The organism is uncultured Salinisphaera sp. (assembly GCF_964012375.1).
Classification (GTDB): domain Bacteria; phylum Pseudomonadota; class Gammaproteobacteria; order Nevskiales; family Salinisphaeraceae; genus Salinisphaera.
Genome location: NZ_CAXGSH010000041.1, coordinates 1 through 23,476 on the forward strand (window position 1 = coordinate 1; position 23,476 = coordinate 23,476).

Here is a 23,476-nt window from a genome sequence, read left to right on the forward strand (position 1 = left end):
TCTGTAGACGCTAAAAAGCCGCCACGGGCAATCGGCCCGTAGCGGCTTTTTAGCGCGAGGTCGTAAGACGTAGTCCTAGCTCGCCAGTGCGGTCAGCCCGCCGCGCTGGCCCGTCTCGTCTTCTTCGCGCGAGAGATTGAGCGCGGCAATAATCGCCTTGAGCGCAGCACTCACCGTGTCGCTGTCTTCGGCGACCGCGGGGATACGCAGCGTGTCCTTGCGCAGCTGTACAAAGGCGATGGCATCGGCATCGCTGCCGGCCGACAGGGCATGCTCGGAATAATCCGCCACCGCGATTTCTTCGCCGGTATGGCCGTGCCAGGCATCGATGAAGGCTGAAAGCGGGCCGTTGCCATGCCCCCGCAGCTCGATACGCTGGCGCCCGTCGGAGAGCGTGACGTCCAGCGTCTGGCCGTCCTCGCCGCGACGCAGGCCGTAGTCCACCAGCGTCAAGGGCTCCTGGCGCGAGAAATGCTCGAACAGCAGTTCGCGGATGCGTCCGCTCGAGAGTTCGCCGGTTACACGCTCGCTTTCGGCCTGCACATGCGGAGCCAGTGAGAGCATCATCCAGCGCGGCAGGCTGATGCCGAAATCGCGCTCCAGCAAAAATGCCATGCCGCCCTTGCCGGACTGGCTGTTCACCCGGATCACGGCCTGATAATCGCGGCCGATATCGCGCGGGTCGATGGGCAGATAGGCCACCTGCCAGTGTTCGTCCTCACCCTGCTTGCGCAGCGATTTGCGGATGGCGTCCTGGTGGCTGCCAGAAAACGCCGTATACACCAGCTCGCCTACCCAGGGGTGGCGCGGGTGCAGGGGAATGCCGGTGCATTCGTGCACTACGCGAATGATCTCGTCCGGATCGCTCAGATCCAGCTCGGGGTCGATGCCCTGGCCGTAGAGGTTCATGGCCAGGATCACGATATCCATATTGCCGGTGCGCTCGCCGTTGCCCAGCAGCGTGCCTTCCACGCGCTCGGCACCGGCCAGCATGGCCAGCTCGGCCGCAGCCACGGCGCCGCCGCGATCGTTATGCGTATGCACCGACACGATCACGCTGTCGCGGTTCTTGATGTGCTGGCAGAAATATTCGATCTGGTCGGCGTGATGATGCGGCCCGGCCAGCTCCACCGTGTTGGGCAGGTTGAAGATGATCTTGTCGTCGGGCGTGGGCTGCCAGACGTCCATGACCGCTTCGCAAATGCGTACCGAGAACTCGACCTCGGTGGAGGAAAAGCTCTCGGGCGAATATTCCAGCCGCCAGTGCACGCCGGGGCGCTTCTGGGCGTTTTCCTTGACCCGCTGGGTGCCCTTGACGGCGATATCGACAATGCCGTCCTCGTCCATCTCGAACACGCGCTCGCGCTGCACCGTGGAGGTGGAGTTGTAGAGATGGATGATGGCCTTGTCCACGCCTTCCAGCGATTCGAAGGTGCGATCGATCAGGTGATCGCGCGACTGCGTGAGCGCGGCAATGGTCACGTCCTCGGGGATCTGATCCTCGTCGATCAACCAGCGCACGAAGTCGTAGTCCGGCTGGCTGGCCGAGGGAAAGCCCACCATGATTTCCTTGATGCCGACGTCCACCAGCAGCTTCCAGAGCCGCTGTTTCTGTTCGACCGTCATCGGCTCGAGCAGCGCCTGGTTGCCGTCGCGCAGGTCTTCGCTTACCCAGATGGGGGCTTTTTCCAGATCGCGATCCGGCCAGGTGCGGTTGAAGGCCGGCACCCGGGGGGCTGCGCGATATTTGCGGTGGTCGAAACGGCTCATGGTCTGTCCTCGGCTGATCGCTTGGTCTGGGCAGCCGTGCCTGCACGACTGCCTGACCCATAGTCTAACGCCTGTGGGTCGGCACAGGATTGCCAAAAATCCGCGCGAGCTCGCCCGCTGCGCAATTTCCTGCTATTAATTGAATACCAACGGTCACTTTATTGCGCTTCATGAAAAACCGCAGCGAATACGTGGAACTGGATCGCTTCGATCGCCAGATTGTCGAACTGCTTCAGGCCGATGGCCGGATCAGCAACCAGGCGCTGGCCGAGGCGGTCAACCTGTCGCCCTCGCCCTGCCTGCGCCGGGTTCGCGCGCTCGAAGAGGCCGGCGTCATCACCGGCTATCACGCCCGCGTGAACGATCGCGCCCTGGGCTACGGCCTGACCGCGTTGCTGCTCATTTCCATGGACCAGCACACGCCGGAACGCTTCGAGCATTTCGAGACCCGCGTCGCTGCCCTGCCGCAGGTCCAGGAATGCCTGCTCATCACCGGCCAGGAGGCCGACTACCAGCTGCGTATCGCGGTCACCGATATGGACGATTACCAACGCCTGCTGCTGGAACATATCACCCGTATCGAAGGTGTATCCGGCGTGCATTCGAGCTTCGTACTGCGGCGGGTGCTGCACGACCGCGTGCTGCCGCCGCGATAGGCGGCGGGTTCTTCGTTGCGAGACACGAACCTCTGGTTTCACTGCCCTGCCATGGCCTATATTCAGCGAACGTCGGGCTGTACTTCTTCCCGCCCATTTCGCATCCAAGGAACGCTACCCATGAATCGCTCCAAAATCGCGGCCGTACTGGCCCTGACCGTCTTTTCCCTGGCCCTGATGAGTGGTTGCAGCAACACCATGAAGGGCGCCGGCCAAGATATCGAGAAAGCCGGCCAGGAAGTTCAGAAAGCGTCGGACTGATCCTGAACGACAGGGTTGTCGCAGGGTCGGGACCAAACGCCCGGCTCTGCGGCGAACCGCCGGATCGCTTGCCAGCGCGACGTTACCGGTACACTGGGCGGATAGACCTCATTTCCTGCCACCGGCCTGCATACGCATGGATAGCGACAATCTTTTCCACTGGATCGGCGAAAAGCTCGGCGCCGTCATCCGGTTCATCGTCGATGCCCTGGGCTGGCTGTTCGACAACCTTTACGGCGCGATCGACAGCTTCGTCCAGGGGCTGACCGGCGCGCTGGGCATCAACGACTCTATCTTGAGCCTTCTGATTCTGGTGATCGGCCTGGCCATGCTCGCCTCGTCGGTACGTGCAGCCATTCGCCGGCGGGTGGTGGCAGCCGTGGTGTGGGCGGTACTCGGGGTCGTGGTACTGACCTGGCTTATCTACTGACAGGCGCGGCGCGCTAGGGCGACTGAAAGGGCCGGGCTTTGTCGTCATAGCAGCTATAACACATGCGGTTGCGGCCCGCGCTCTTGGCGGCATAGAGCATACGATCGGCCTCGCGCAAAACCGAATCCAGCGACGTGTGCGCATACGCCGCGCTGACATGACACAGGCCGACGCTGGCGGTAACGTGCTTGCCTGCGGGCGAGCAGTGGTGCTCGATACGCTCCTTTTCGATCGCCTCGCATAGCGCGGTTGCCATCGTCCGCGCGTTGTGGGCGTCGCAATCCATCCACATCAGCACGAACTCTTCACCGCCGTAGCGCCCGCAAACGTCCATGGGGCGGCGCGCATGCTCGGCCAACACGTCTGCAACCCGCTGCAGCGCCCGGTCACCGCATTGATGCCCGTAGTGATTGTTGTAGGCCCCGAATGCATCGACATCGACCATGACAAGCGCATAGTCGAGCTGCTCGCGGCGCGCATGCGCCTGCCCGTCCTCGAGCTGATCCTCCAGCGCATGCCGGTTGAGCAACCCCGTCAGCCGGTCCAGCCGAGACAGGTATTGCAGCAGCGTGGCATTCAACCAGGTCCAGCGGATGGTGTATTCCGACGCATAGCCCGCCACGAGAGCCGCCAGAAACAATAACCCGGTCGCGAACAGATCGTAGTGGCTCGAAGACAGGCGCGTGACCGCCGTCAACTCGACCCAGACCGTGATCAGGGCAACGACGAGCAGGGTGGGCATCTGGGACCAGAATGGCACGCGCGACAGGCACAGCATGGCGACCGCGCTCACCCCTACCAGTTCCAGCGGCAGCTCGAACCCAAGCTGGGAATCGACCACGCGCTGGGCCAGCAGCCCCGCGGACACGGTCACGAACAACAGCAGCGTGCCCACGTCCATCGCCCGGCTCGCCGAATGACGAAGACACAGGAAGATGCAGATGAGGCCCATCGGCACCATGGCGCCGAACTGAATAAGCCGGGTCGGCAACCACAGCTCGTGGGGCAGATTCAGCCACGCCACGTCGATCAACGCGGATACCAACACGCCCAGTACCGCGAATACGATCAGGCTTGCCCGGCTGAACTGACCGGATACACGCAGATAAGCCTGAAAGGCCGGCTCCAGCTCGGGCATGAATCGCAGCTGCCTGAAGCCGCGATCGATCTGGCGCTGTAGCAGGCGCGTGGGCGGCGTGTCGCTAAGCGCCGCGGGGGTCCCCGCTGCCCTCGCACTCAGGCTGTAATACTCGTTGGTAAGCGATGTCATGCTCAACCCGCACGTCTTTTCTTATAGATTTATTTCGCTCGCGCAGCTCGCCGGCGCCTGCGCCGTGCATCGACACAACACGCTGGAGAAGTACTAGCGGCTAACGTATCGAAAACTGGAATGGCCATGTCAAAGATCTGTCTTGTTCAGGGCGGCGGTCGCGGGCTCGGGCTCGCCCTGGTACGCCGGCTTCTGGCGGCCGACGAGTCGAGCCGAGTGATCGCGACCGCGCGCGATCCCAAGAGCCATTCCGCGCTCACCGAACTGGCCCAACAGCACGGCGAGCGCCTGCAGACCTGTGCGCTCGATCTTGCAGACGGTGCAAGTATCGCTGCGGCTCGCGAACAGGTGGGTACGCTCACGAGCCGGCTCGATCTGCTGATTACGTGCGGCGGGATCCTGCATGAAGGCGAGCATATGTGGCCCGAGAAGAAGCTGGCCGATGTTGACCCGGACAATCTGGCCCGCGCGTTCGCGGTAAACGCCGCGGGGCCGATCCTGATGATCAAGCATTTTCACGACCTGCTCATCCACGGCGAGCGCGCGGTCATCGCCAGCCTGTCTGCCCGGGTGGGCTCGATCTCGGATAACGGCTACGGCGGCTGGTATGCCTATCGCGCCAGCAAGGCCGCCCAGAACCAGCTCACCCGTACCGCTGCGATCGAGCTGCGCCGACGTTCCAAGCAGCTGGTCTGCGTGGGCCTGCATCCGGGCACGGTCGATACCGGCCTGTCCGAACCATTTCAGCGCAACGTGCCGGAAAAGCAGCTGCAAACGCCGGACACCGCGGCCCAGCATCTGCTCGAGGTAATCGCGAAGCTCACGCCCGAGGACAGCGGCCAGCTGTTCGACTGGGCCGGCAAGGTGATTACCCCCTAGCCGCCCGGCAGAGCGTGCTTGCCCTCGTAACTGTTCATGCATACAGTTATCAGCATGCCGCATCGACCGATCCACCGCAAAGGCCGGGGCGCGTTGACCAACCCGGTCTCGCGCTTTGCCAACGCCCATGCCGAAGACTTCGACGACGGCTGGGCCACGCTGGACCTGGAAGATATCGAGCGGCCGGCCACGCATCTGCACCCCGACCCGGCACGGCGGGTGATCAGCCGCAACAGCTCGCCGGACGTGCCCTTCGATGCCTCCATCAACCCGTACAAGGGCTGCAGTCACGGCTGTATCTATTGCTTCGCGCGGCCCACCCACGAGTATCTCGACCACTCTGCCGGGCTGGAATTCGAAACCGAGATCTACTACAAGGCCGATGCCGCGGCACGCTTCGAAGCCGAGCTGCGCGATCCAAACTATCGCTGCGAGCCGATCACCCTCGGCGCCAATACTGACCCCTACCAGCCGGACGAAAAACAGCTGGGCATCACCCGGGCGCTGCTGGAGGTGGCGCTACGCTACAACCAGCCGCTGTCGATCATTACCAAGGGCCAGCTGATCGAGCGCGACGTGGACCTGCTCGCTGCCCTGGCCGAGCGCAACCTGGTGAGCGTGATGATGAGCCTGACCAGCCTCGATCCCGCCATCAAGCGCAGTCTCGAGCCGCGGGCGGCCGGCCCGAAACAGCGCCTACGCTCGATTCGAGCGCTCGCCCAGGCCGGTGTGCCGGTGGGCATGCTGGTCGCGCCCGTCATTCCGGCGATCACCGACCACGAACTCGAAGCGCTGATCGAGCACGGCGCCGCGGCCGGTGCCCAGACCGCCGGCTACGTACTGCTGCGCCTTCCGCACGGCGTGGCCGATCTGTTTCGGCAATGGCTGGAAACCCACTACCCGCAACGCGCAGCCCACGTCATGAGCCTGATTCAGCAGATGCACGGCGGACGCGACTACGATTCGAACTGGGGGACGCGCATGCGCGGCACCGGCGTACACGCCCAGCTGCTGTCCAAACGCTTCGAACTGGCCTGCCGACGGGCCGGCATCGGCGCCCGCCGACGTATCGCGCTCGACAGCAGCCTTTTCGAGCGCCCGCCCGCCGCCGGCGACCAGGCCGTCTTCGATTTCGGCTGACGCGCTCGGCGCGATCGCTGGCTAGGCCGGACGCCCGTCGTTGTCGCCGTGCACCAGCTCGGCGATCCAGTCCACAAACGCCGGCAATAGCCGCGGCGGCAGGTCGTGGCCCATGCCCTCGACCTCTTCGTAGCGCACGTTGGGCAGGTGTTTTGCGGTATCGCGGCCGTGCTTGACCGGCAGCAACGGATCGGCCTTGCCATGAATGACCAGCGCCGGCTGGGTGATCTGACCCAGCATTTCCACCCGCGACGGCGCGGCCATCACCGCCAGCATCTGGCGCCGGCTGCCGGCCGGGCGATAGCTGCGCTTGACGTTGCGCCGGATCTCGCTGGTCCAGTCTTCCAGGCTACGCCCGTAGTCGGGGCTGCCGATCATGCGCATGGTCCTGGCCATATGCCGGGCGACGGTATCCGGGTCGTTGTTGCGCGGCGCCTTGCCCAGCCGCATGAGCACCTTCAGACGCCCGCGTGGCAGCCGCCGGGCCCCGGATGTGGACATGATCGAGGTCAGAGTGAGTACCCGTTCGGGATGGTACGCGGTGACCAACTGCGCGATCATGCCGCCCATGGAGGCGCCGACCAGATGCGCCTGCTCGATACCCAGCACATCCATCAGCGCGACCGTATCGGCAGCCATGTCGTCGAGCGTATAGGCGGTGCGGATTCGCCGGCCGAACAACGATTTGATGAACGCACTGCGGGCGCCGTCGTAGCGTGGGCCGCGACTGCCAAGCTGGCTGGACAGGCCGATATCGCGGTTGTCGAAACGGATCACGCGCAGGCCCGTATCGGCCAGCGCGCGACAGAAGGCATCCGGCCAGCCGGTCAGCTGGGTACCCAGGCCCATGATGAGCAGCAGCGCCGGGTGCTCGTCGCGGCCGAACTGCTCGTAGGCCAGTTCCAGGCCATTGGCCTCCACGCGATCGCTGTAGTCGGCGCCGTCCAGCGCCGGAGCGAGAAACTCTGTCATCGGCTACCCCTGTCTTCGCGCCCTGTCGCTTGCCACGAGCGACCACGAGGCGGCGAAAAAAATGCATTTTACGAAACTCGCCATGACAGCGTTACATACGCTGCGGATCGCAGGCCACGCCAGGCGCCGCTACACTGAACGCCGGCACCCGCTACCCACCGCATTGAACCGATTGCCATGAGCCTGCTCGACCGCCTTGCCGACGCGCATATTCACGCCGCCGCCGAACGCGGCGAGTTCGACAATCTCGAAGGTGCCGGCAAGCCGCTGCCACGGGACGCTGCACGCGACGTGCCGCCCGAGCTGCGGGCCGGCTATCGGCTGCTCAAGAACGCAGGCTACGTACCGCCGGAAATCGAAGCTTGGCGTGAAATTCGCGATATCGATGACCTGCTGCGCACCGCACAGACCGATGGCGACCCCGCCCGACGCTTGCAACGGCGCCTGCGCTGGCTCGAAACTCGGCTACGCGAAACCCGGCGCGGCCGGGCACTGCTGGCCGACCCGCACTATGCCAGCGCGGTGCGCGAGCGCTTGACCCGGAAAAGCCATAGCCAACCATGACCCACGGCCTTTTGAAACCCGCCACCGGCGCAGCCGACCACCAGCAGCTGGGCGAACTCGCGCATCGTATCTGGCACGAGCATTACCCCGGCATCATCAGCTACGAGCAGATCGACTATATGCTCGCCAGCCAATACAGCGCCAAGGCAATCGCCGACCAGCAGGCACAGGGCACGCGCTTCGTGCTCGCCTGGGTCGAAGGCACGCCGGTCGGCTTTGCCGCGGTGTCGCCCGACGAACAGAGCACCGATATCGCCTGGCTCGACAAGCTCTACATCCTGGCCGAAAACCGCGGCCAGGGCATCGGCGGGCAGCTTATCGACTGGGCTCGAGAGGTCGCCGGCACGCTCGATGCCCGTGCCCTGTGCCTGCGGGTGAACCGCGATAACGCGGCATCGGTGGCCATGTACCAGCATGCCGGCTTCGAAATCGAGCGCGAGGACGTCAAATCGATCGGCAACGGTTTCGTGATGGACGACTACGTGATGCGCTTAGCGCTAGGCGGCGCATAGCGGGCCTGCAGGCGCGAACGCCCCCGGCCAGACGCGCCCCGGGCCACACTCAGCCGCCGCCGGTGCCCACGTCGGCCGGCGCTTCGCGCACGGTGCTATTTTGTGCCCGGGCTTGCGCTTCTGCCTCGGCGCGGGCCTGGTTTTGGGCCTCAGCCTGGGCCTGGGCCGCTTCCCGCGCGTTGGCGGCATCGTCGGAGGCGAGCACGAAGGCGCCCACCCAACCGGCTGCTTCGCCGTTGGCGCGTTCCACACGCCGCCAGCCCGGGCGCTGCTCCAGCACTTTCACCGAGGTGCCGTAGGCCAGGCGATCGCGCACCGACGCGTCGGTGCTGGGTTCGTCGCGCAGCTCGGCCGAACCGCTGGCCACCGTATACCACGGGCCCTGGGGCGCAGCCGACTGGCCGGCGTTCGCGCGCTGTTCGCCTTCGGAGGCCGGCGTTTCGTTCTGGCCTGCCGTGGAAGACGGGCCGCCGCCGGCATTCGTCGACGCCGTGGCTGTATCGGCGACGGCCTGCGCATCGGCGGGCGCCTCCGGCTCGGCCTCGGCGACGTTGGCCGACGCTTCGCTTCGGGTCCGGTCGACGGCAATCAATCGATCCGCGATCCAGCCGATGCTGTCGTAGTCCACGAACCAGACCCGCGACCAGCCGGCGCGCTGATCGAGCAATACGCCGGTATCTTCGCGGCTGACCTGGTCGATGATCTGGGATTGCATCGACGGCCCTGCGCGAAGGTTGACCAGACCGGCCATTACGCGGGCCTGGGGCAGGCGCATGGCCAGCCCGTTGAGGTTGTTGCGCGCTTCGGGATTACTTTGCGCGGCACGGCTGAACCAGCGCACGGCCCGCGCGCGATCGCGCGGCATGCCCTGGCCTTCGAGATACATCAGAGCGAGATTGTTCTGTGCGGGCGCGAAATCCTGGCGGGCCGCCTTTTCATACCAGTCGCGCGCGGCCGCGATATCGCGCTCCACGCCGTCGCCGGATTGCAGCATTCGCGCCAGGTTGTACTGCGCCTGCACGTTGCCCTGCTCCGCGGCGGCCTGAAACCAGCGTCGTGCCGTTTCGCGATCGAGCGCACGGCCAAGGCCGTTGCCGTAGAGCAGGGCCAGATTGAACTGGGCACGCGCATCGCCGGCTTCGGCCAGCGGCGCCCACAGATCGTGCGCCGTATCGTAGTCGCCCTTCTGATAGGCCGTGATGGCGTCCGAGAAATCGTCGCCGAAGGCCGGCGCGCTCGCCGCGAGCCCGAGCATGATCGCGGCCTGTATCGCGGCCCGTACCAATCGACCGTGCCATGCGCTGCGTGTGTATTTCATAGATTGCGTATCGTTAACCGCCATTATCGGCCTTTATCGGCGTTTATCGGCCACGCCAGCCCCGGCGCGACGTCGCCTGCCCCCGGCGCGCACGGGCGCGAGCCCTAGTATCGTCATCGGCCGCAACCCACGGCTTCTGCAAAACAGCCGGGCGCAACCAGCCTATCGCAGCGTGACTCGATAGCTACAGGGACAACGGCGTTCGACTCGCTCGAACGCGGCAAGGCAGTTGCCAGCCCGCGCTACGGTAGCGCATGCGGCCCGGCGCAGCATCCGGGACCGCAGCGCCCCTGGCGCCGGCGAGGGCAGCGCGGTCAGCCCGCGCGGCGACTGGCGTAGCCGATATGGCCGAGCTGGATTTCGATGTCGGTGAGAATCGCGGGGTCGTCGATGGTGGCCGGGGTCGTCCAGTCCTTGCCGTCGGCGATTTCACGCAGGGTGGCCCGTACCACCTTGCCGGAGCGTGTCTTGGGCAGTCGATCTACGATCGCGACATGGCGGAATGCCGCCACCGGGCCGATCTGATCCCGCACGATCGCCACCAGTTCGGCGACGATCTCCTCGGCTGCACGCGTGGCACTGGACTTGAGCACGACCATGGCGACCGGCAGCTGGCCCTTATCGGCATCGGCGGCACCCACCACGGCGGCCTCGGCCACGTCGCCATGGGCGGCGATGACTTCCTCGATCATGCCGGTGGATAGACGATGGCCGGCCACGTTGATGATGTCGTCCACCCGGCTCATCACCCACAGATTGCCGTCGGCGTCGAAATAGCCGGCGTCGCCGGAGCGGTAATAGCCTTCGAACGTTTCGAGATACGACGATTTGTAGCGTTCGTCGTTCTGCCAAAGCGTGGGGAAACAGCCCGGCGGCAGCGGCAGCTTCACGCAGATATCGCCCATTTCGCCGCTGGGCATTTCTTCGCCTTCGGCGCCGAGCACGCGAATATCGTAGCCGGGCACGGGTCGGCCCGCCGAGCCGGGCGGCACGTCGAGCTGTTCGAGCCCCAACGGGTTGGCGCTCATCGGCCAGGCGGTTTCGGTCTGCCACCAGTGGTCGACGACGGGCACGTCGAGCTTTTCGCCGGCCCAGGCCGCGGTATCCGGATCGGTATGTTCGCCGGCCAGAAACAGTGCGCGCAGGCTGGATACGTCGTATTGCCGGGCCAGCTCGCCGTTCGGGTCGACTTTCTTGATCGCCCGAAAGGCCGTGGGCGCGGTGAAAAATACGTCCACCCCATGTTCGGCAATCACCCGAAAGAAGGCGCCCGCATCGGGCGTGCCCACCGGCTTGCCTTCGTACATCACCGAGGTGCAGCCCAGCAGCAGCGGCGCATAGACGATATAGGAATGGCCGACCACCCAGCCCACGTCGGAGGCGGTCCAGAACACGTCGTCCTGGCTCAGCCCGTATACCGCACGCATGGAATAGTGCATGGCCACGGCATGGCCGCCGTTGTCGCGCACCACGCCCTTGGGCTTACCCGTGGTGCCGGAGGTATAGAGGATATACAGCGGGTCGGTGGCGGCCACCGGCACGCAGTCCACCGGCTCGGCGTCGGCGAGCGCGTCGACCCAGTCGATATCGCGGCCCGGCGTGAGTTCGCAGCGCCGGGTTTCACGCTGGAAGATCACGCAGCGTTCGACGGCATGCTCGGCAAGCTCCAGGCCGCGGTCGAGCAACGGCTTGTATTCGACCACGCGCGTGGGTTCGATACCGCAGGAGGCCGAGAGCACCAGTTTGGGCTTGGCGTCGTCGATGCGCTTGGCGAGTTCCGCTCCGGCAAAGCCGCCGAACACCACCGAATGCACTGCGCCAATGCGCGCACAGGCCAGCATGGCGATCACTGCTTCGGGGATCATCGGCATATAGATGATCACGCGGTCGCCCTTGGCCACGCCCTGGCCGTGCAGCACGCCGGCGAACTTTGCTACCGCATCGCGCAGCTGCTCGTAGCTGTAGCGCTGCTGCGACTGGGTGACCGGGCTGTCGTGGATGAGGGCGGTCACGTCGCCGCGCCCGGCTTCGACGTGGCGATCCAGGCAGTTATCGGCCGTATTGAGTTCGCCGTCGGCATACCAGCGATAGAACGGCGCACGGCTGGCGTCGAGGATCTGGCGCGGCGCGCGCGTCCAGCTAATCGCGCCGGCGGCTTCGCGCCAGAAGCCTTCGGGGTCGCGCAGGGCCTGTTCGAATTCGGCCTCATAGGTCATGCCACACTCCTCGATCGCATAGGGTTTCGTTATTCGATCCAATGTGCCAGCGCGGTTGGTGCGGCCTCCATACGACGAAGGTGGGGCGCACGCCGACGAAACGACTTGGGAGGTGTTTCACGATCGTCTACATTGACGGCATGCGCTTATCGCGAACCCTGCTCGAATGTCCCGCCTGAACGGCCTGCGGCTGCTTGTCGCGGCACTCGTCGTGCTCGCCACCGGCGCCTGCAACGGCCCCTGGAACAACCCCTATCCGGATGCCGATCGCGACGGCGATATCTACTACAGCTCGTTTCGCGAGCCGCCGCGCCATCTCGACCCGGCCCGTTCCTATGCCACCGACGAGGCCAGCTTCACCGGCGCGATCTACGAGCCACCGTTGCAGTATCACTATCTCAAGCGGCCTTACACGCTGATTCCGGCCACCGCGACCGCAGTTCCCGAGCCGCAGTATCTGGACGCCGAGGACAATCCGCTGCCCGCGGATACGCCCGCCGCCGAGGTGGCAACCAGCGTTTACACCATCGATATCCGGCCCGGCATTCGCTACCAGCCGCATCCGGCCTTCGCGAAAAACCCTGACGGCAGCCCGCGCTATGCCGAGCTGAGCGCAACCGACATGGTGGGCATCAGCCGCCCGGCCGATTTCGAACACCAGGGCACGCGCGAACTGCGCGCCGGCGACTACGTGCATGAAATCAAGCGCCTGGCGAGCCCCGAAGTGAATTCACCGATCTTCGGGCTGATGAGCGCGCATATCGTGGGCCTGGCCGAACTGCGTGAACGCCTGGACACCGCGCGCGCCAAGCTGGCACCCGGCGAATCGCTCGACCTCACCGCCTTCGATTTCGACGGCGCCCGGGTAATCGACGATCACCGCTACGAAATCCGCGTACAGGGCGTGTATCCGCAGCTGCGCTACTGGCTGGCGCTGGCCTTTTTTGCCCCCGTGCCGCCCGAGGTCACCCGCTTCTACGATCAGCCCGCGCTCAAATCACGCAATATCAGCCTGGATACGTTCCCGGTGGGCACCGGTGCCTACATGCTCACCGAGAACAACCCCAATCAGCGCATGGTGCTCGAAGCCAATCCCAACTTTCACGGTCAGCGCTATCCCAGCGAAGGCGAAGCCGGCGACCGTGCGGCCGGGTTGCTGGCGGATGCCGGCAAGGAGCTGCCCTTCATCAAGCGCGCGGTGTATTCGCGCGAGCAGGAATCGATCCCCTACTGGAACAAGTTCCTGCAGGGCTATTACGACGTCTCCGGCATCAGCGACGATGCTTTCGGTCAGGCCATCAATATCGACGCCGAGGGCAATCCGAACCTCACGGCCACGATGGCAGAGCGTGGCATGTCGCTGGCCACGACGGTGCTGCCGGGCATCTTTTATCTGGGCTTCAACCTCAACGACGACGTGGTCGGCGGGCTGGACGACTCGGGGCGCAAGCTGCGCCAGGCGATCTCGATCGCCATCGACATGGAAAGCTATATCCCGCTGTTTCTCAACGGCCGCGGCATCGTCGCCCAGGGGCCGATCCCGCCCGGCCTGTTCGGCTATCAGGACGGCAAGGCCGGCATGAACCCGGTGGTGTATGACTGGGTGGATGGCGAGGCCGTGCGCAAACCCATCGATACCGCCCGGCGGCTGCTCGCCGAAGCCGGTTACCCCAACGGCATCGACCCGAACACCGGCCAGTCGCTGCTGGTGAATATCGATACACCCGCCACCGGCCCCGAGTTCAAGACCCAGATGGACTGGATGCGCCAGCAGTTCGACAAGCTCGGGCTTCAGCTGGTGGTACGTGCGACCACCTGGCCGCGCTTCCAGAAGAAGATCGCCGAGGGCAATGTCCAGATCTATTTCGGCAGCGGCTGGATGGCCGATTATCCGGACCCGGAAAACTTTCTGTCCCAGCTCTATGGGCCCAACGGCACCGCCGAGCACGCCGGCTCGAACTACGCCAACTATGCCAACGACGAATACGACCGGCTGTTTCGTCAGATGCGGGTGATGGAGAACGGCCCCGAACGCCAGGCCATCATCGAGCGCATGCTGACGATCCTGCGCCGCGACGCGCCCTGGCAATGGGGCTACTTCCCGCGCCAGTACGCGCTGTACCACCAGTGGCTGCACAACACCAAACCCAACGGCATGATCCAGAGTTCGCTCAAATACCTGCGCCTGGACGGCGCGCTGCGCGCCGAAAAACGCCGCGAATGGAATAACCCGGTGCTCTGGCCGCTTGCTGCCGGCCTCGCGCTGTTGATCGCGCTGCTGCTGCCGGGCGTGTGGATCTACCGGCGCCGCGAGCATGGCGCCCTGCGTCGGAGGCCGCGCTGATGCTGGCCTACATCATCCGCCGTGCGCTCTACGCCATTCCGGTGCTTATCGGCGTGAACCTGATTACGTTCCTGTTGTTCTTCGTGGTCAATACGCCCGACGATATCGCCCGTATGCAGCTGGGCTTCAAGCGCGTCACGCCCGAGGCCATCGAAACCTGGAAAGCCACCCACGGCTACGACCTGCCCTACATCTATAACGAACAGGCCGATGGCCTGGACAGCGTCACCGAGACGCTGTTCTTTCAGAAATCGGTGAAGGTGCTCGCCTTCGAGTTCGGCCGCTCGGACGCAGGGCGCTCGATTTCGTCGGACATTCTCGAACGCATGGGCCCGAGCCTGGCGCTGGCCGTGCCCACGCTCATCGTCGGCATGCTGGTGAACGTGACCTTCGGGCTGTTGCTGGTGTTCTTTCGCTCCACCGCCATCGACTGGGGCGGCGTAGTGCTCTGCGTGCTGCTGATGTCGATCTCGCCGCTGTTCTACATCATCGCGGGCCAGTATGTGGCCGGCAAGCTGATGAATCTGGTGCCCATTTCCGGTTTCGACGGCGGCTGGGACATGGCCAAGTTCCTGGTGCTGCCGGTGATCATCGGCGTGGTGGGCGGTATTGGTTCGGGCACGCGCTGGTATCGCACGATATTCCTGGAGGAATACGGCAAGGACTATGTCCGCACCGCCCGCGCCAAGGGCCTGTCGGACCTGCGGATTCTGTTCGTGCACGTGCTCAAGAACGGCATGATCCCGATTCTCACCGGCGTAGTCGTGCTGCTGCCGCTGCTGTTCATGGGCAGCCTGATCATGGAGTCCTTCTTCGGCATTCCAGGGCTGGGCAGCTACACCATCGAAGCCATCAACAACCAGGACTTCGCTATCGTGCGGGCGATGGTGTTTCTGGGGTCGGTGCTCTATATCGTCGGGCTGCTGCTCACGGATATCAGCTATACGCTGTTTGATCCGCGGATACGGTTATGAGATCAAGACGACAGCATATTAATTGTTGCGCGTTGCGCAACGCGCTAAAATGATGACGTGATCAAATCTTTTCGACATAAAGGATTGAAGCGATACTTCGAAACCGGGTCGAAAGCCGGCATACAGCCGGATCATGCCAAGCGCTTACGAATGCAACTCGCCGCGTTGAATACCGCGCAGACGATCGATGATATGGATATCCCTGGTTTCAAGCTGCATTCGCTTACGGGGAAGGGCGCTGATCGATGGTCGGTATGGGTCAGCGGCAACTGGCGCCTCACTTTCGAATTTCGTGACGGTCACGCCCACGTACTGAATTACGAGGATTATCACTGATGACCATGCACAACCCTCCGCACCCCGGCGAATTCATCCGTGATGTCTACATGCAGCCATTCGGCATTACAGGGCGGACGCTGGCGAGCAAGCTCGGCGTATCGCCGTCTACACTCAATCGCGTACTCAGGGGAACGAGCGGGATCAGCTCCGAAATGGCACTGCGGCTATCGAAAGCGCTGGGTCGTTCGCCCGAAAGCTGGATGGCATTACAGGATCAGTACGAGCTTTGGCAGGCGAGGCGTAGGATCGACCTGGATACCGTCGAGAAAATCGAGTTCGATGCGGCCTGATCGCCTGACCACCGCTATTTTTTACCGGCATAGCTGAAGACCGTGTACGTCCTCCTCTACACCGACGCGCTGATCTACCTGCTGCTGATTGCGATCGCGGTGTTTGTGGTGTGTGCTGCGCGCAGCAAGCCGTTGCGCGTACCGTGGCTGCGGGTGTTCGCCCGCCCTGTGGGCATGATCACGCTGGTGATACTGCTGGCCTACACGGCGATCGGCGTGCTCGACAGCGTCCACTATCGGCCGACGGTGACCAACGAGGCAGGCGAGACGCGCGTATCCGGCGAGGTCGTCAGCCTGCTCGATACGATCGCCGCGCCATTGATCGAGCACACGGAATACACCTATTCGGCGCCGTTCGCGCTGCACTCCTACGTGCAACAGGTGGTGACCACCGCCGATGGCAGCAAGGCCCAGGTCTACCCGCGCCTCGCCCATGCCGGCGCATCACTCAATGACAGCGGCCTGGCCCGGGGCGAGGATATCGCCCGCCGCGCGGCCCGGGGCGCGGGCTGGGGGCTGGCCGTCTGGCTGGCGCTGTGCGTGCCGTTGATCGGGCTGATCGCGGCCCACGAGCGCCGCTCGCCGGCTACGGTGGCGCGCGACATTGCAGCCGATACCACGCCGCTGGCCTGGCGGGCGGCGTTGATCACCATGGCCGTACTGGCTGTGCTCGTGGGCGTGATTACTTCACTGGCGGGCCAATACCACGTGCTGGGCACCGACAAGGTGGGCCAGGACGTGCTCTATCAGGCGATCAAGAGTATTCGGACCGGGCTTGCCATCGGTACGCTCACCACGCTGGTGATGCTGCCCTTCGCCCTGCTCCTGGGGACGCTGGCAGGCTATTTCCGCGGCTGGGTAGATGATGTCATCCAGTACCTTTATACGACGCTGTCATCGATTCCGGGCGTGCTGCTCATCGCCGCCGCGGTGCTGATGATGCAGGTCTATATGGAGAACCATGCCGAGGCCTTCGGCTCGACCACGGCCCGGGCCGACCTGCGGCTGCTGTTTCTGTGCCTGATTCTGGGCATCACCAGCTGGACCGGGCTGTGCCGGCTGTTACGTGCGGAAGTGCGCAAGCTCTCGGAGCTGGATTATGTGAGCGCGGCACGCGGGCTGGGCACCTCGCCGATGCGTATCCTGGGCCGGCACATGCTGCCCAACGTGATGCATATCGTGCTCATCCAGGTGGTGCTGGATTTCTCTGCGCTCGTGCTCGCCGAAGCGGTGCTGAGCTATATCGGCGTGGGCGTGGACCCGACCATGAACAGCTGGGGCAACATGATCAACGCCGCGCGCATGGAAATGGCGCGCGACCCGATCGTATGGTGGCGCCTGGGCGGCGCCTTCATATTCATGCTGGTGCTGGTACTGGCCGCCAACCTGTTTGCGGACGTGGTGCGCGATGCCTTCGACCCGCGCCTGCGCGGCGACGCCGGCGGACGTGCCGTCAAGCGCAAGGCACCCGCCGAACCGGCCGGCGGCGCCCGCTAGCCGTTGCAGGCTATAGACGGCTGCCGGCGCTCAGCCGGCGGCCTCGGCCAGCGTCGTGCCCCGGCGATAGCGGCGTACGACATAGGCCACCAGCGCAGCCCACAGCACGAGGCCGCCCAGCAGCAGCGAATTCACCACGGCCGTATCGACGCTGAGCGAGCCCAGCACGGTACGGGCGTTGGTGAGAATGATGGCGCCACCCACGATCGCGGCCAGCACCTGGGCGGGCAGATAGCGCACGAGCGCGGCCGCGATCGGCGCGGCAATGAGCCCGCTTACGGCAAAGATCGCCACCCACGACCAGTTGATGCCGTGCAGGCCAAGCACGAGCAGAAAACCGAGCGAGCCGGCCAGGGTCACGGCGAACTCGCTGGCATCGACCGTGCCCACCACGCGGCGCGGCTCCATGCCGGCATGGGCCATGAGCGTGGGCGTGGCGATCGGCCCCCAGCCGCCGCCGCCCACGCTGTCGAAAAAGCCGGCCACGATCGACAGCGGCACGGTCTTCCAGTGCGACAGCAGCTTATTTTCGCGCGTCTTGCGCAGGCCCAGCAGCACCGAGGCGGTGACATACACGCCCAGCAACAACAGGAACGCCGATACGAAGGGCTTGATCAGATCGCCCGAGATCGAGCCCAGAAACAGCGCGCCCACGAACGCACCGATCGCGCCCGGTACGACCATGCGCTTGAGCAGCGCGACGTCTACATTGCCAAAACGATAATGGGCCGTGCCGGAGGCAGCCGTGGTCGCGATCTCGGCAAAATGAATCGACGCCGAAGCCACCGCCGGGCTGATGCCCAGTGCGATCAGCATGGTCGAAGAGGTCAGGCCATAGCCCATGCCGAGCGACCCGTCGACGAGTTGAGCAATGAACCCAGCCATGCCGAATAACAGAAGTTTTTGCACCAGGAACGCCGGAAATAGGACCAGAAGGCGAACTCTATTCCTATTCGGACAACGCAAAAAAGAATATTAATCGAAATACAAATAATTAATTTGTATATACGAGACGGCGAGACGATAAGCGCCGTCCCCGTTCAGGCGCCGTCTGTCGGCTGAGGTTTTGCCTCCGCGTCGGACGACGAGCCTGCGCAAACCCATGAGCGACAACGACGCGATCCTCTCACATTGCGTAACGACGATAACGCCCATGATATGGACGGTTTACGCACAGCTGTTGGCCAAGCGCCTCTATCGAGCCCGACACCCGTTTGCTGAAAGGGTCGCCCGACGCGCCCCGGCTCAAGCACCGACAGCGGCGCATCATACGAAGCGATAACTCACGCCGCCCGCCCGGACACGTCGGCACGTGCTGACGGTTTCGTTTTTGTGCGGCCGATGATTTACTCAGCACATGACATCCAATCCCCCGCTGCTCGAAGTCGAGGCGCTGCGCACCCATCTGGATACGCCGGACGGCGTGCTGCGCGCCGTCGATGCCGTGAGCTTTACCATCGCCGCGGGGGAGACCCTGGCTCTGCTGGGCGAATCCGGCTGCGGCAAGTCGATGACGGCGTTGTCGCTCATGGGGCTGACACCGAAAACCAATACCCGCGTGCTTGACGGCGTTGTACGCCTGGGCGGCGAAGATCTGCTGGGCCTGTCCGAGGCCGCCATGCGTGAACGCCGCGGTGCACGTATCGGCATGGTGTTTCAGGAGCCCATGAGCGCGCTCAACCCGGTGTTGACGGTCGGCCAGCAGGTCGGTGAAGCCCTGGCAACGCATGCGGGCTTGCGCGGCAAGGCCCGGCGCGAACGCGGGCTGGCCCTGCTCGAGGAAGTCGGCATGCCGGACCCGGCAGCGCGCTGGGATGCCTATCCGCATGAGCTCTCGGGCGGGCTCAAGCAGCGGGTGGTGATCGCCATCGCACTCGCAGGTGAACCGGACGTGCTCATCGCCGACGAGCCGACGACCGCGCTGGATGTGACCATTCAGGCCCAGATTCTGGCACTGCTGGACCGGCTGCAGCGCGAACGCGGCATGGCCCTGCTGTTGATTACCCACGATCTAGCCGTGGTCAACGAAGTCGCCGACCGGGTGGCGGTGATGTATGCCGGGCATATCGTGGAACTTGCCGACCGCGAGACGCTGTTCAAGGCACCACGCCATCCCTACACCCGCAAGCTGTTTGCCTCGCTGCCAGGCACCACCCAGCGCGGGCAGCAGCTGGCGGCGATTCCCGGCACCGTGCCACCGCTGACCGCGAAGTTGCCCGCCTGTCGATTCGCCGATCGCTGCGAATACGCCTGGGCAGCCTGCCGCACCAGCGCACCCACGTGGCAAAACGATGCTGGCGCCAAGGTGCGTTGCCATCTCTACGATTCGAACTACCGCGGGGAACCACTCCCGAAAGCCCTTGCAGCCGCCGATTCCCCCGCTGACGAGGCCAAACGCGACGACGCGGCCGAAACCCTGCTCGAAGCCCGCGACGTGTCGGTGCATTTTCCGATCACGAAAGGCGTATTCAAGCGCACCGTCGGCCACGTACGTGCGGTCGACGGCATATCGCTGGACGTAAAACGCGGGCGCACGCTGGCGCTGGTGGGCGAATCCGGCTGTGGCAAGACCACCCTCGGGCGTGCGCTTGCCCGGCTGATCGAACCGACCGCCGGCACGCTGCGCTTCGGCGGCGACGACCTGGCCGCCCTGTCCGGCAGGCAGCTGCGCGCCGCGCGCCGGCATCTGCAGATGATCTTTCAGGATCCGTTTTCGGCCATGAACCCGCGCATGCTGGTCGGCGAAATCATCGCCGAAGGGCTTGTTGCCCAGAAGATCGGCCACAACAGCGCCGAGCGACGCCGTATCGCCACCGAGCTGCTGGCCGATGTCGGCCTGCCGGCGGCGGCGCTGGATCGTTATCCGCATGAGTTTTCCGGCGGGCAGCGCCAGCGCATTTGTATCGCCCGGGCGCTCGCCCTCGAACCGGACCTGCTGATCTGCGACGAGCCGACCAGCGCGCTGGATGTCTCGGTACAGGCGCAGGTGCTCAACCTGCTCAAGCGCCTGCAGGCCGAACGCAACCTGGCCTATCTGTTCATCACCCACGACATGGCGGTGGTGTCCTATCTGGCCGATGACATCGCGGTGATGTACCTCGGCGAAATCGTCGAACGCGGCCCGGCAACCGAGGTGCTCAACGCACCGAAACACCCCTACACCCAGGCGCTTCTATCGGCGATGCCGCGTATCGATGACCGGCACGGCGCTGAGCGTATCCATCTGGCCGGCGACCTGCCCTCGCCCGCGAACCCGCCGCCCGGCTGTCGCTTCAATCCGCGCTGCCCCCACGTCATGGATCGCTGTAAACAGGACAACCCCGAGGCCCGCGACTTCGGCGCCGGGCATACGGCACGCTGTCACCTCTACTGAGCGCCAGCGCCTTGCAGCGGCTGTCGGCCTGCCAATCGTCGGTTCGACGGTCAGGATCGCCGAGGTTTTGCCGCCCAAAGACACAGCGCTGAATCATATTGAATCTGCGCGACGCGCGGCGCCCGGCCTTTATTCGCAGGGGTTTCACGTGGCACGCACAAAAAAGAGCCGCCCGAAGGCGGCTCTTGGTCGGGCCGTGTTCACACCGCGGATCAGACGCCGATCTGACCGCCGTCGGCCTTCTGGATCACCACCGTCGAGGCACGCGGGCGTACGTTGCCCATGGGTTCGATCGTGGCATCCGGCGTGTTGCTGCCATTGTCATCAATCGGCCAGTTGCCCGGATGCTGGATATTGATGAACAGCGCCGTCTTGTCCGGGGTGGCGAAAATGCCGGTGACTTCACAGCCGTTCGGCCCCACCGCGAAGCGCTTGAGCTGGGCCTGGTTGCCTTCGTGGATCACGGCGGCGTTGTCGCCTTTGCTCAGGTTCTGCGGCACCACCGCCAACACCTGGTCGTTGGTGTACTGGCTTCCGCTGTCGGTTTCGATCCAGAGAATACCGTTCCCGTCGCCACGGTCGTCATACCAGAGGCCGTCGCAGCTGGAGAAGAAATTCTGCTCCGACAGGCTCGACAGGTTCTTGTCCTTGCTCGTCGGCACCTTACCGAACACGAAGATATCCCAGTTGAAAGTGGTTTCGCCCGGCGACGGTTCGACCCAGCGAATGACCTGGCCGTCGCTGTTGTCGGGACGTGGGTTGGCGGCGTTCACCGGGGCTCGGTCATAACCCGCACCAGGCTCTTCAATCGACTCACCGTTGTTGGAGAACGTGGCGCTGGCACCCGCGGGCAGTCGCTTATAGTTGTTGGTGAGGGTCATATAGACCTCGCCGGAGACCGGATCCACGGTGCCCCATTCCGGGCGGTCCATGGGCGTGGCGCCCATCAGGTCGGCCGCGTCGCAGGTATGGATGATGATGCCGGCACGATCGCCCGGCTCAAGACCCAGGGCGCTGGCCAGCGTCTGGCCGGCATAGCGGCTGCCGGCCGAGGCCGGCACGATGGTGTCGGGCTCGAGCTCGAGCCATTCGCCGCTGCCGTCGGCGTTGAACTTGGCGGCATAAAGCGTGCCTTCGTTCATGTATTTGGCGCCGATCGCCAGGCGATCGGTCGTGGCCCCGGCCATGTTGGCGTCCGCCGGGTCCCACTTGGCGTCGGAGACGAACTTGTAGATATATTCGTTGCGCGCATCGTGGCCCGAGTAGAACACCACCGGTTCGCCGGCCACGAGCTTGCCCGGCCAGCAGCCTTCGTGGCGGAAACGCCCCAGCGCGGTGCGCTTGACCGGCCGCGAGGTCGCGTCGTAGGGATCGATTTCCACGATATAGCCGAAGGTACGTGGCTCGTTGCGATAGTCGCCGCTAGCCGAACTGGCGGTAGCCGTCGCATTAAAGCGTGCGAATTCGCCGTTGCTTTCCGTCGCATCGCCGGCCAACGTCTCCCAGCCATAACGTGTTTCGCCCTGATCAATGCCCAGGCGGTTATCGTCGGCTTCACGACCTTCGTCCTTGCGGAAGATGGCCGGCCAGTTTTCTTCGCAGGTCAGGTAGGTGCCCCAGGGGGTAAAACCGTTGGCACAGTTGTTGTTAGTGCCGCGGGTGGTCCTGCCCGTGTTGTCGTAGGCAGTCACGACATACTGGCTGCCCGCCACCGGGCCCTCCAGATCACAGGGGGTGGCGCTGGTGATACGACGGTTGTACTGCGAGCTGCGCACCACATCCCAGACGCGGTTTTCGTCGCGGCGCAGTTCGACGACGGTCACGCCGTGGGCGTTGATTTCGGTACGGACTTCGTCCGGGTCACGCTCACCCGTCAACCGGACCTCGCCCTTTTCGTTCCGTGTGTAGCCCTGTGGCAAACCTTTGGCGAGCGCCCTCTGATCGATGTACTCGTTATTGAGTGCCATGATGAAGTTCGACGACGCCGTGTCGTCGGAAATCGGGAAGTGATACATGCCGTCGTGGTGCATGCCCACGCTGTTGGCCTGAATCTCCGGCGTAAAGGTCAAATCCTGACGCCAGTTCGTACCCTGATTATTGATCGGCGTGCCCCAGGGCATGACCACCTGGGCGGTATAGCCGCTGGCTGCCGTGGCGGCGGCTGTACCCGCGGTCAGCGCCGCGCCTGCATTTTCCTGCGAGGCATTCGCGCTCGGCACGACCACGGCGTCCTGCTTGGAGCCGGCGACCGCTTCGAAGGCCAGCATCATGGCTGCGGCGCGATCGTCTTCGCTGACCGACGGGTTGTCGTTGTCGTCGTCGCTGCAGGCGGTCAGGCCGAAGCCGGCGAGCATGCTCACTGCCGCGACGTTCAGCCCGCCGCGCATGATGCTGCGACGGGATACGCGTCGTTCCAGCACGGAGGAGAACGGTTCGTTCTCGCTTTCGTTCAATAGCCGATGGTCTTCGATTTCTTCGCTCATGGTCCGCCCTCGGTGGTGGTGGTAAATCTTGTTTTGGCATGCGCAGACAGCTGCGCCGGCACAGTCGACGTTGGCAGGGTTGCCGCGTTGAAACGCCCGGGCCGGGCACAGGACTGCGCCGTCGCAACACCGTGTTGCGGCTAGAACAGTCCTTCGCGGAAACCTATGCCCGACGCCAACAGGCCATT

Annotated in this window: 20 protein-coding genes; 13 read left to right on the top strand and 7 right to left on the bottom strand. The window is 64.4% G+C overall.

The window, feature by feature from the left end; genetic code table 11:
* Window positions 1–75 precede the first annotated feature (75 nt).
* Window positions 76–1,770, bottom strand: a complete 1,695-nt coding sequence (locus ABNU97_RS08905) for a 2-isopropylmalate synthase (protein WP_348766385.1) — start codon at window positions 1,768–1,770, stop codon at window positions 76–78.
* A gap of 170 nt (window positions 1,771–1,940) precedes the next feature.
* Between ABNU97_RS08905 and ABNU97_RS08910 the strand changes: the two genes are divergently transcribed.
* The 3 genes from ABNU97_RS08910 (at window position 1,941) to ABNU97_RS08920 (ending at window position 3,117) form a co-directional block, all read left to right on the top strand.
* On the top strand, window positions 1,941–2,426 hold the full coding sequence (locus tag ABNU97_RS08910) for an Lrp/AsnC family transcriptional regulator (protein ID WP_348766386.1): 486 nt from the start codon (window positions 1,941–1,943) through the stop codon (window positions 2,424–2,426).
* A gap of 120 nt (window positions 2,427–2,546) precedes the next feature.
* Window positions 2,547–2,687, top strand: coding sequence for an entericidin A/B family lipoprotein (locus ABNU97_RS08915; protein ID WP_348766387.1), 141 nt, complete (start codon window positions 2,547–2,549; stop codon window positions 2,685–2,687).
* A gap of 136 nt (window positions 2,688–2,823) precedes the next feature.
* Window positions 2,824–3,117 carry a hypothetical protein gene (locus tag ABNU97_RS08920; protein ID WP_348766388.1) on the top strand — a complete coding sequence of 98 codons (294 nt, stop codon included), beginning with the start codon at window positions 2,824–2,826 and terminating at the stop codon, window positions 3,115–3,117.
* 13 nt (window positions 3,118–3,130) lie between these two features.
* Here ABNU97_RS08920 and ABNU97_RS08925 read toward each other — a convergent pair whose 3' ends face one another.
* Window positions 3,131–4,387: a GGDEF domain-containing protein gene (locus tag ABNU97_RS08925; protein WP_348766389.1), complete on the bottom strand. Its 1,257-nt coding sequence runs from the start codon at window positions 4,385–4,387 to the stop codon at window positions 3,131–3,133.
* A gap of 126 nt (window positions 4,388–4,513) precedes the next feature.
* Here ABNU97_RS08925 and ABNU97_RS08930 point away from each other — a divergent pair, with 126 nt between their 5' ends.
* Together ABNU97_RS08930 and ABNU97_RS08935 are read left to right on the top strand one after the other, a co-directional pair.
* Window positions 4,514–5,266, top strand: coding sequence for an SDR family oxidoreductase (locus ABNU97_RS08930; RefSeq protein WP_348766390.1), 753 nt, complete (start codon window positions 4,514–4,516; stop codon window positions 5,264–5,266).
* A gap of 36 nt (window positions 5,267–5,302) precedes the next feature.
* A complete protein-coding gene (locus tag ABNU97_RS08935; RefSeq protein WP_348766391.1) occupies window positions 5,303–6,406 on the top strand; it encodes a PA0069 family radical SAM protein in 1,104 nt (367 codons plus the stop codon).
* A 21-nt stretch (window positions 6,407–6,427) separates the two neighbouring features.
* Here ABNU97_RS08935 and ABNU97_RS08940 read toward each other — a convergent pair whose 3' ends face one another.
* Window positions 6,428–7,378: an alpha/beta hydrolase gene (locus tag ABNU97_RS08940; RefSeq protein WP_348766392.1), complete on the bottom strand. Its 951-nt coding sequence runs from the start codon at window positions 7,376–7,378 to the stop codon at window positions 6,428–6,430.
* Window positions 7,379–7,555: 177 nt separating this feature from the next.
* On the opposite strand from ABNU97_RS08940, the gene ABNU97_RS08945 reads away from it, so the two are divergent.
* Both ABNU97_RS08945 and ABNU97_RS08950 read left to right on the top strand, forming a co-directional pair.
* A complete protein-coding gene (locus tag ABNU97_RS08945) occupies window positions 7,556–7,942 on the top strand; it encodes a DnaJ family domain-containing protein (RefSeq protein ID WP_348766393.1) in 387 nt (128 codons plus the stop codon).
* Window positions 7,939–8,454 (top strand): GNAT family N-acetyltransferase, encoded by a 516-nt coding sequence (locus ABNU97_RS08950; RefSeq protein ID WP_348766394.1) that lies wholly within the window; start codon window positions 7,939–7,941, stop codon window positions 8,452–8,454. The genes ABNU97_RS08945 and ABNU97_RS08950 overlap by 4 nt, the downstream gene beginning before the upstream one ends.
* A gap of 49 nt (window positions 8,455–8,503) precedes the next feature.
* On the opposite strand, the gene ABNU97_RS08955 is transcribed toward ABNU97_RS08950, so the two are convergent.
* Both ABNU97_RS08955 and ABNU97_RS08960 read right to left on the bottom strand, forming a co-directional pair.
* Window positions 8,504–9,772, bottom strand: coding sequence for an SH3 domain-containing protein (locus tag ABNU97_RS08955; RefSeq protein ID WP_348766395.1), 1,269 nt, complete (start codon window positions 9,770–9,772; stop codon window positions 8,504–8,506).
* Between the two features lie 314 nt (window positions 9,773–10,086).
* Window positions 10,087–11,988, bottom strand: a complete 1,902-nt coding sequence (locus ABNU97_RS08960; protein ID WP_348766396.1) for a propionyl-CoA synthetase — start codon at window positions 11,986–11,988, stop codon at window positions 10,087–10,089.
* Window positions 11,989–12,154: 166 nt separating this feature from the next.
* Here ABNU97_RS08960 and ABNU97_RS08965 point away from each other — a divergent pair, with 166 nt between their 5' ends.
* Genes ABNU97_RS08965 through ABNU97_RS08985 form a run of 5 tightly spaced genes read left to right on the top strand, consistent with a single transcriptional unit; the run spans window position 12,155 to window position 17,432 of the window.
* Window positions 12,155–14,332, top strand: a complete 2,178-nt coding sequence (locus tag ABNU97_RS08965) for an ABC transporter substrate-binding protein (RefSeq protein ID WP_348766397.1) — start codon at window positions 12,155–12,157, stop codon at window positions 14,330–14,332.
* A complete protein-coding gene (locus ABNU97_RS08970) occupies window positions 14,332–15,306 on the top strand; it encodes an ABC transporter permease (protein WP_348766398.1) in 975 nt (324 codons plus the stop codon). The genes ABNU97_RS08965 and ABNU97_RS08970 overlap by 1 nt, the downstream gene beginning before the upstream one ends.
* A 57-nt stretch (window positions 15,307–15,363) precedes the next feature.
* On the top strand, window positions 15,364–15,642 hold the full coding sequence (locus tag ABNU97_RS08975) for a type II toxin-antitoxin system RelE/ParE family toxin (protein ID WP_348766399.1): 279 nt from the start codon (window positions 15,364–15,366) through the stop codon (window positions 15,640–15,642).
* A complete protein-coding gene (locus ABNU97_RS08980; protein ID WP_293624899.1) occupies window positions 15,642–15,935 on the top strand; it encodes a HigA family addiction module antitoxin in 294 nt (97 codons plus the stop codon). The genes ABNU97_RS08975 and ABNU97_RS08980 overlap by 1 nt, the downstream gene beginning before the upstream one ends.
* 33 nt (window positions 15,936–15,968) lie before the next feature.
* Window positions 15,969–17,432, top strand: coding sequence for an ABC transporter permease (locus ABNU97_RS08985; RefSeq protein ID WP_348766409.1), 1,464 nt, complete (start codon window positions 15,969–15,971; stop codon window positions 17,430–17,432).
* A gap of 30 nt (window positions 17,433–17,462) precedes the next feature.
* On the opposite strand, the gene ABNU97_RS08990 is transcribed toward ABNU97_RS08985, so the two are convergent.
* Window positions 17,463–18,341 (bottom strand): sulfite exporter TauE/SafE family protein, encoded by an 879-nt coding sequence (locus tag ABNU97_RS08990; protein ID WP_348766400.1) that lies wholly within the window; start codon window positions 18,339–18,341, stop codon window positions 17,463–17,465.
* A 448-nt stretch (window positions 18,342–18,789) separates the two neighbouring features.
* Here ABNU97_RS08990 and ABNU97_RS08995 point away from each other — a divergent pair, with 448 nt between their 5' ends.
* Window positions 18,790–20,805 (top strand): dipeptide ABC transporter ATP-binding protein, encoded by a 2,016-nt coding sequence (locus ABNU97_RS08995; RefSeq protein ID WP_348766401.1) that lies wholly within the window; start codon window positions 18,790–18,792, stop codon window positions 20,803–20,805.
* A 212-nt stretch (window positions 20,806–21,017) separates the two neighbouring features.
* Here the strand turns inward: ABNU97_RS08995 and ABNU97_RS09000 are convergent, their stop codons facing one another.
* The gene (locus ABNU97_RS09000) at window positions 21,018–23,288 is read right to left on the bottom strand and encodes a PhoX family phosphatase (protein ID WP_348766402.1); all 2,271 of its coding nucleotides are present in this window, start codon (window positions 23,286–23,288) and stop codon (window positions 21,018–21,020) included.
* Between the last annotated feature and the right edge of the window lie 188 nt (window positions 23,289–23,476).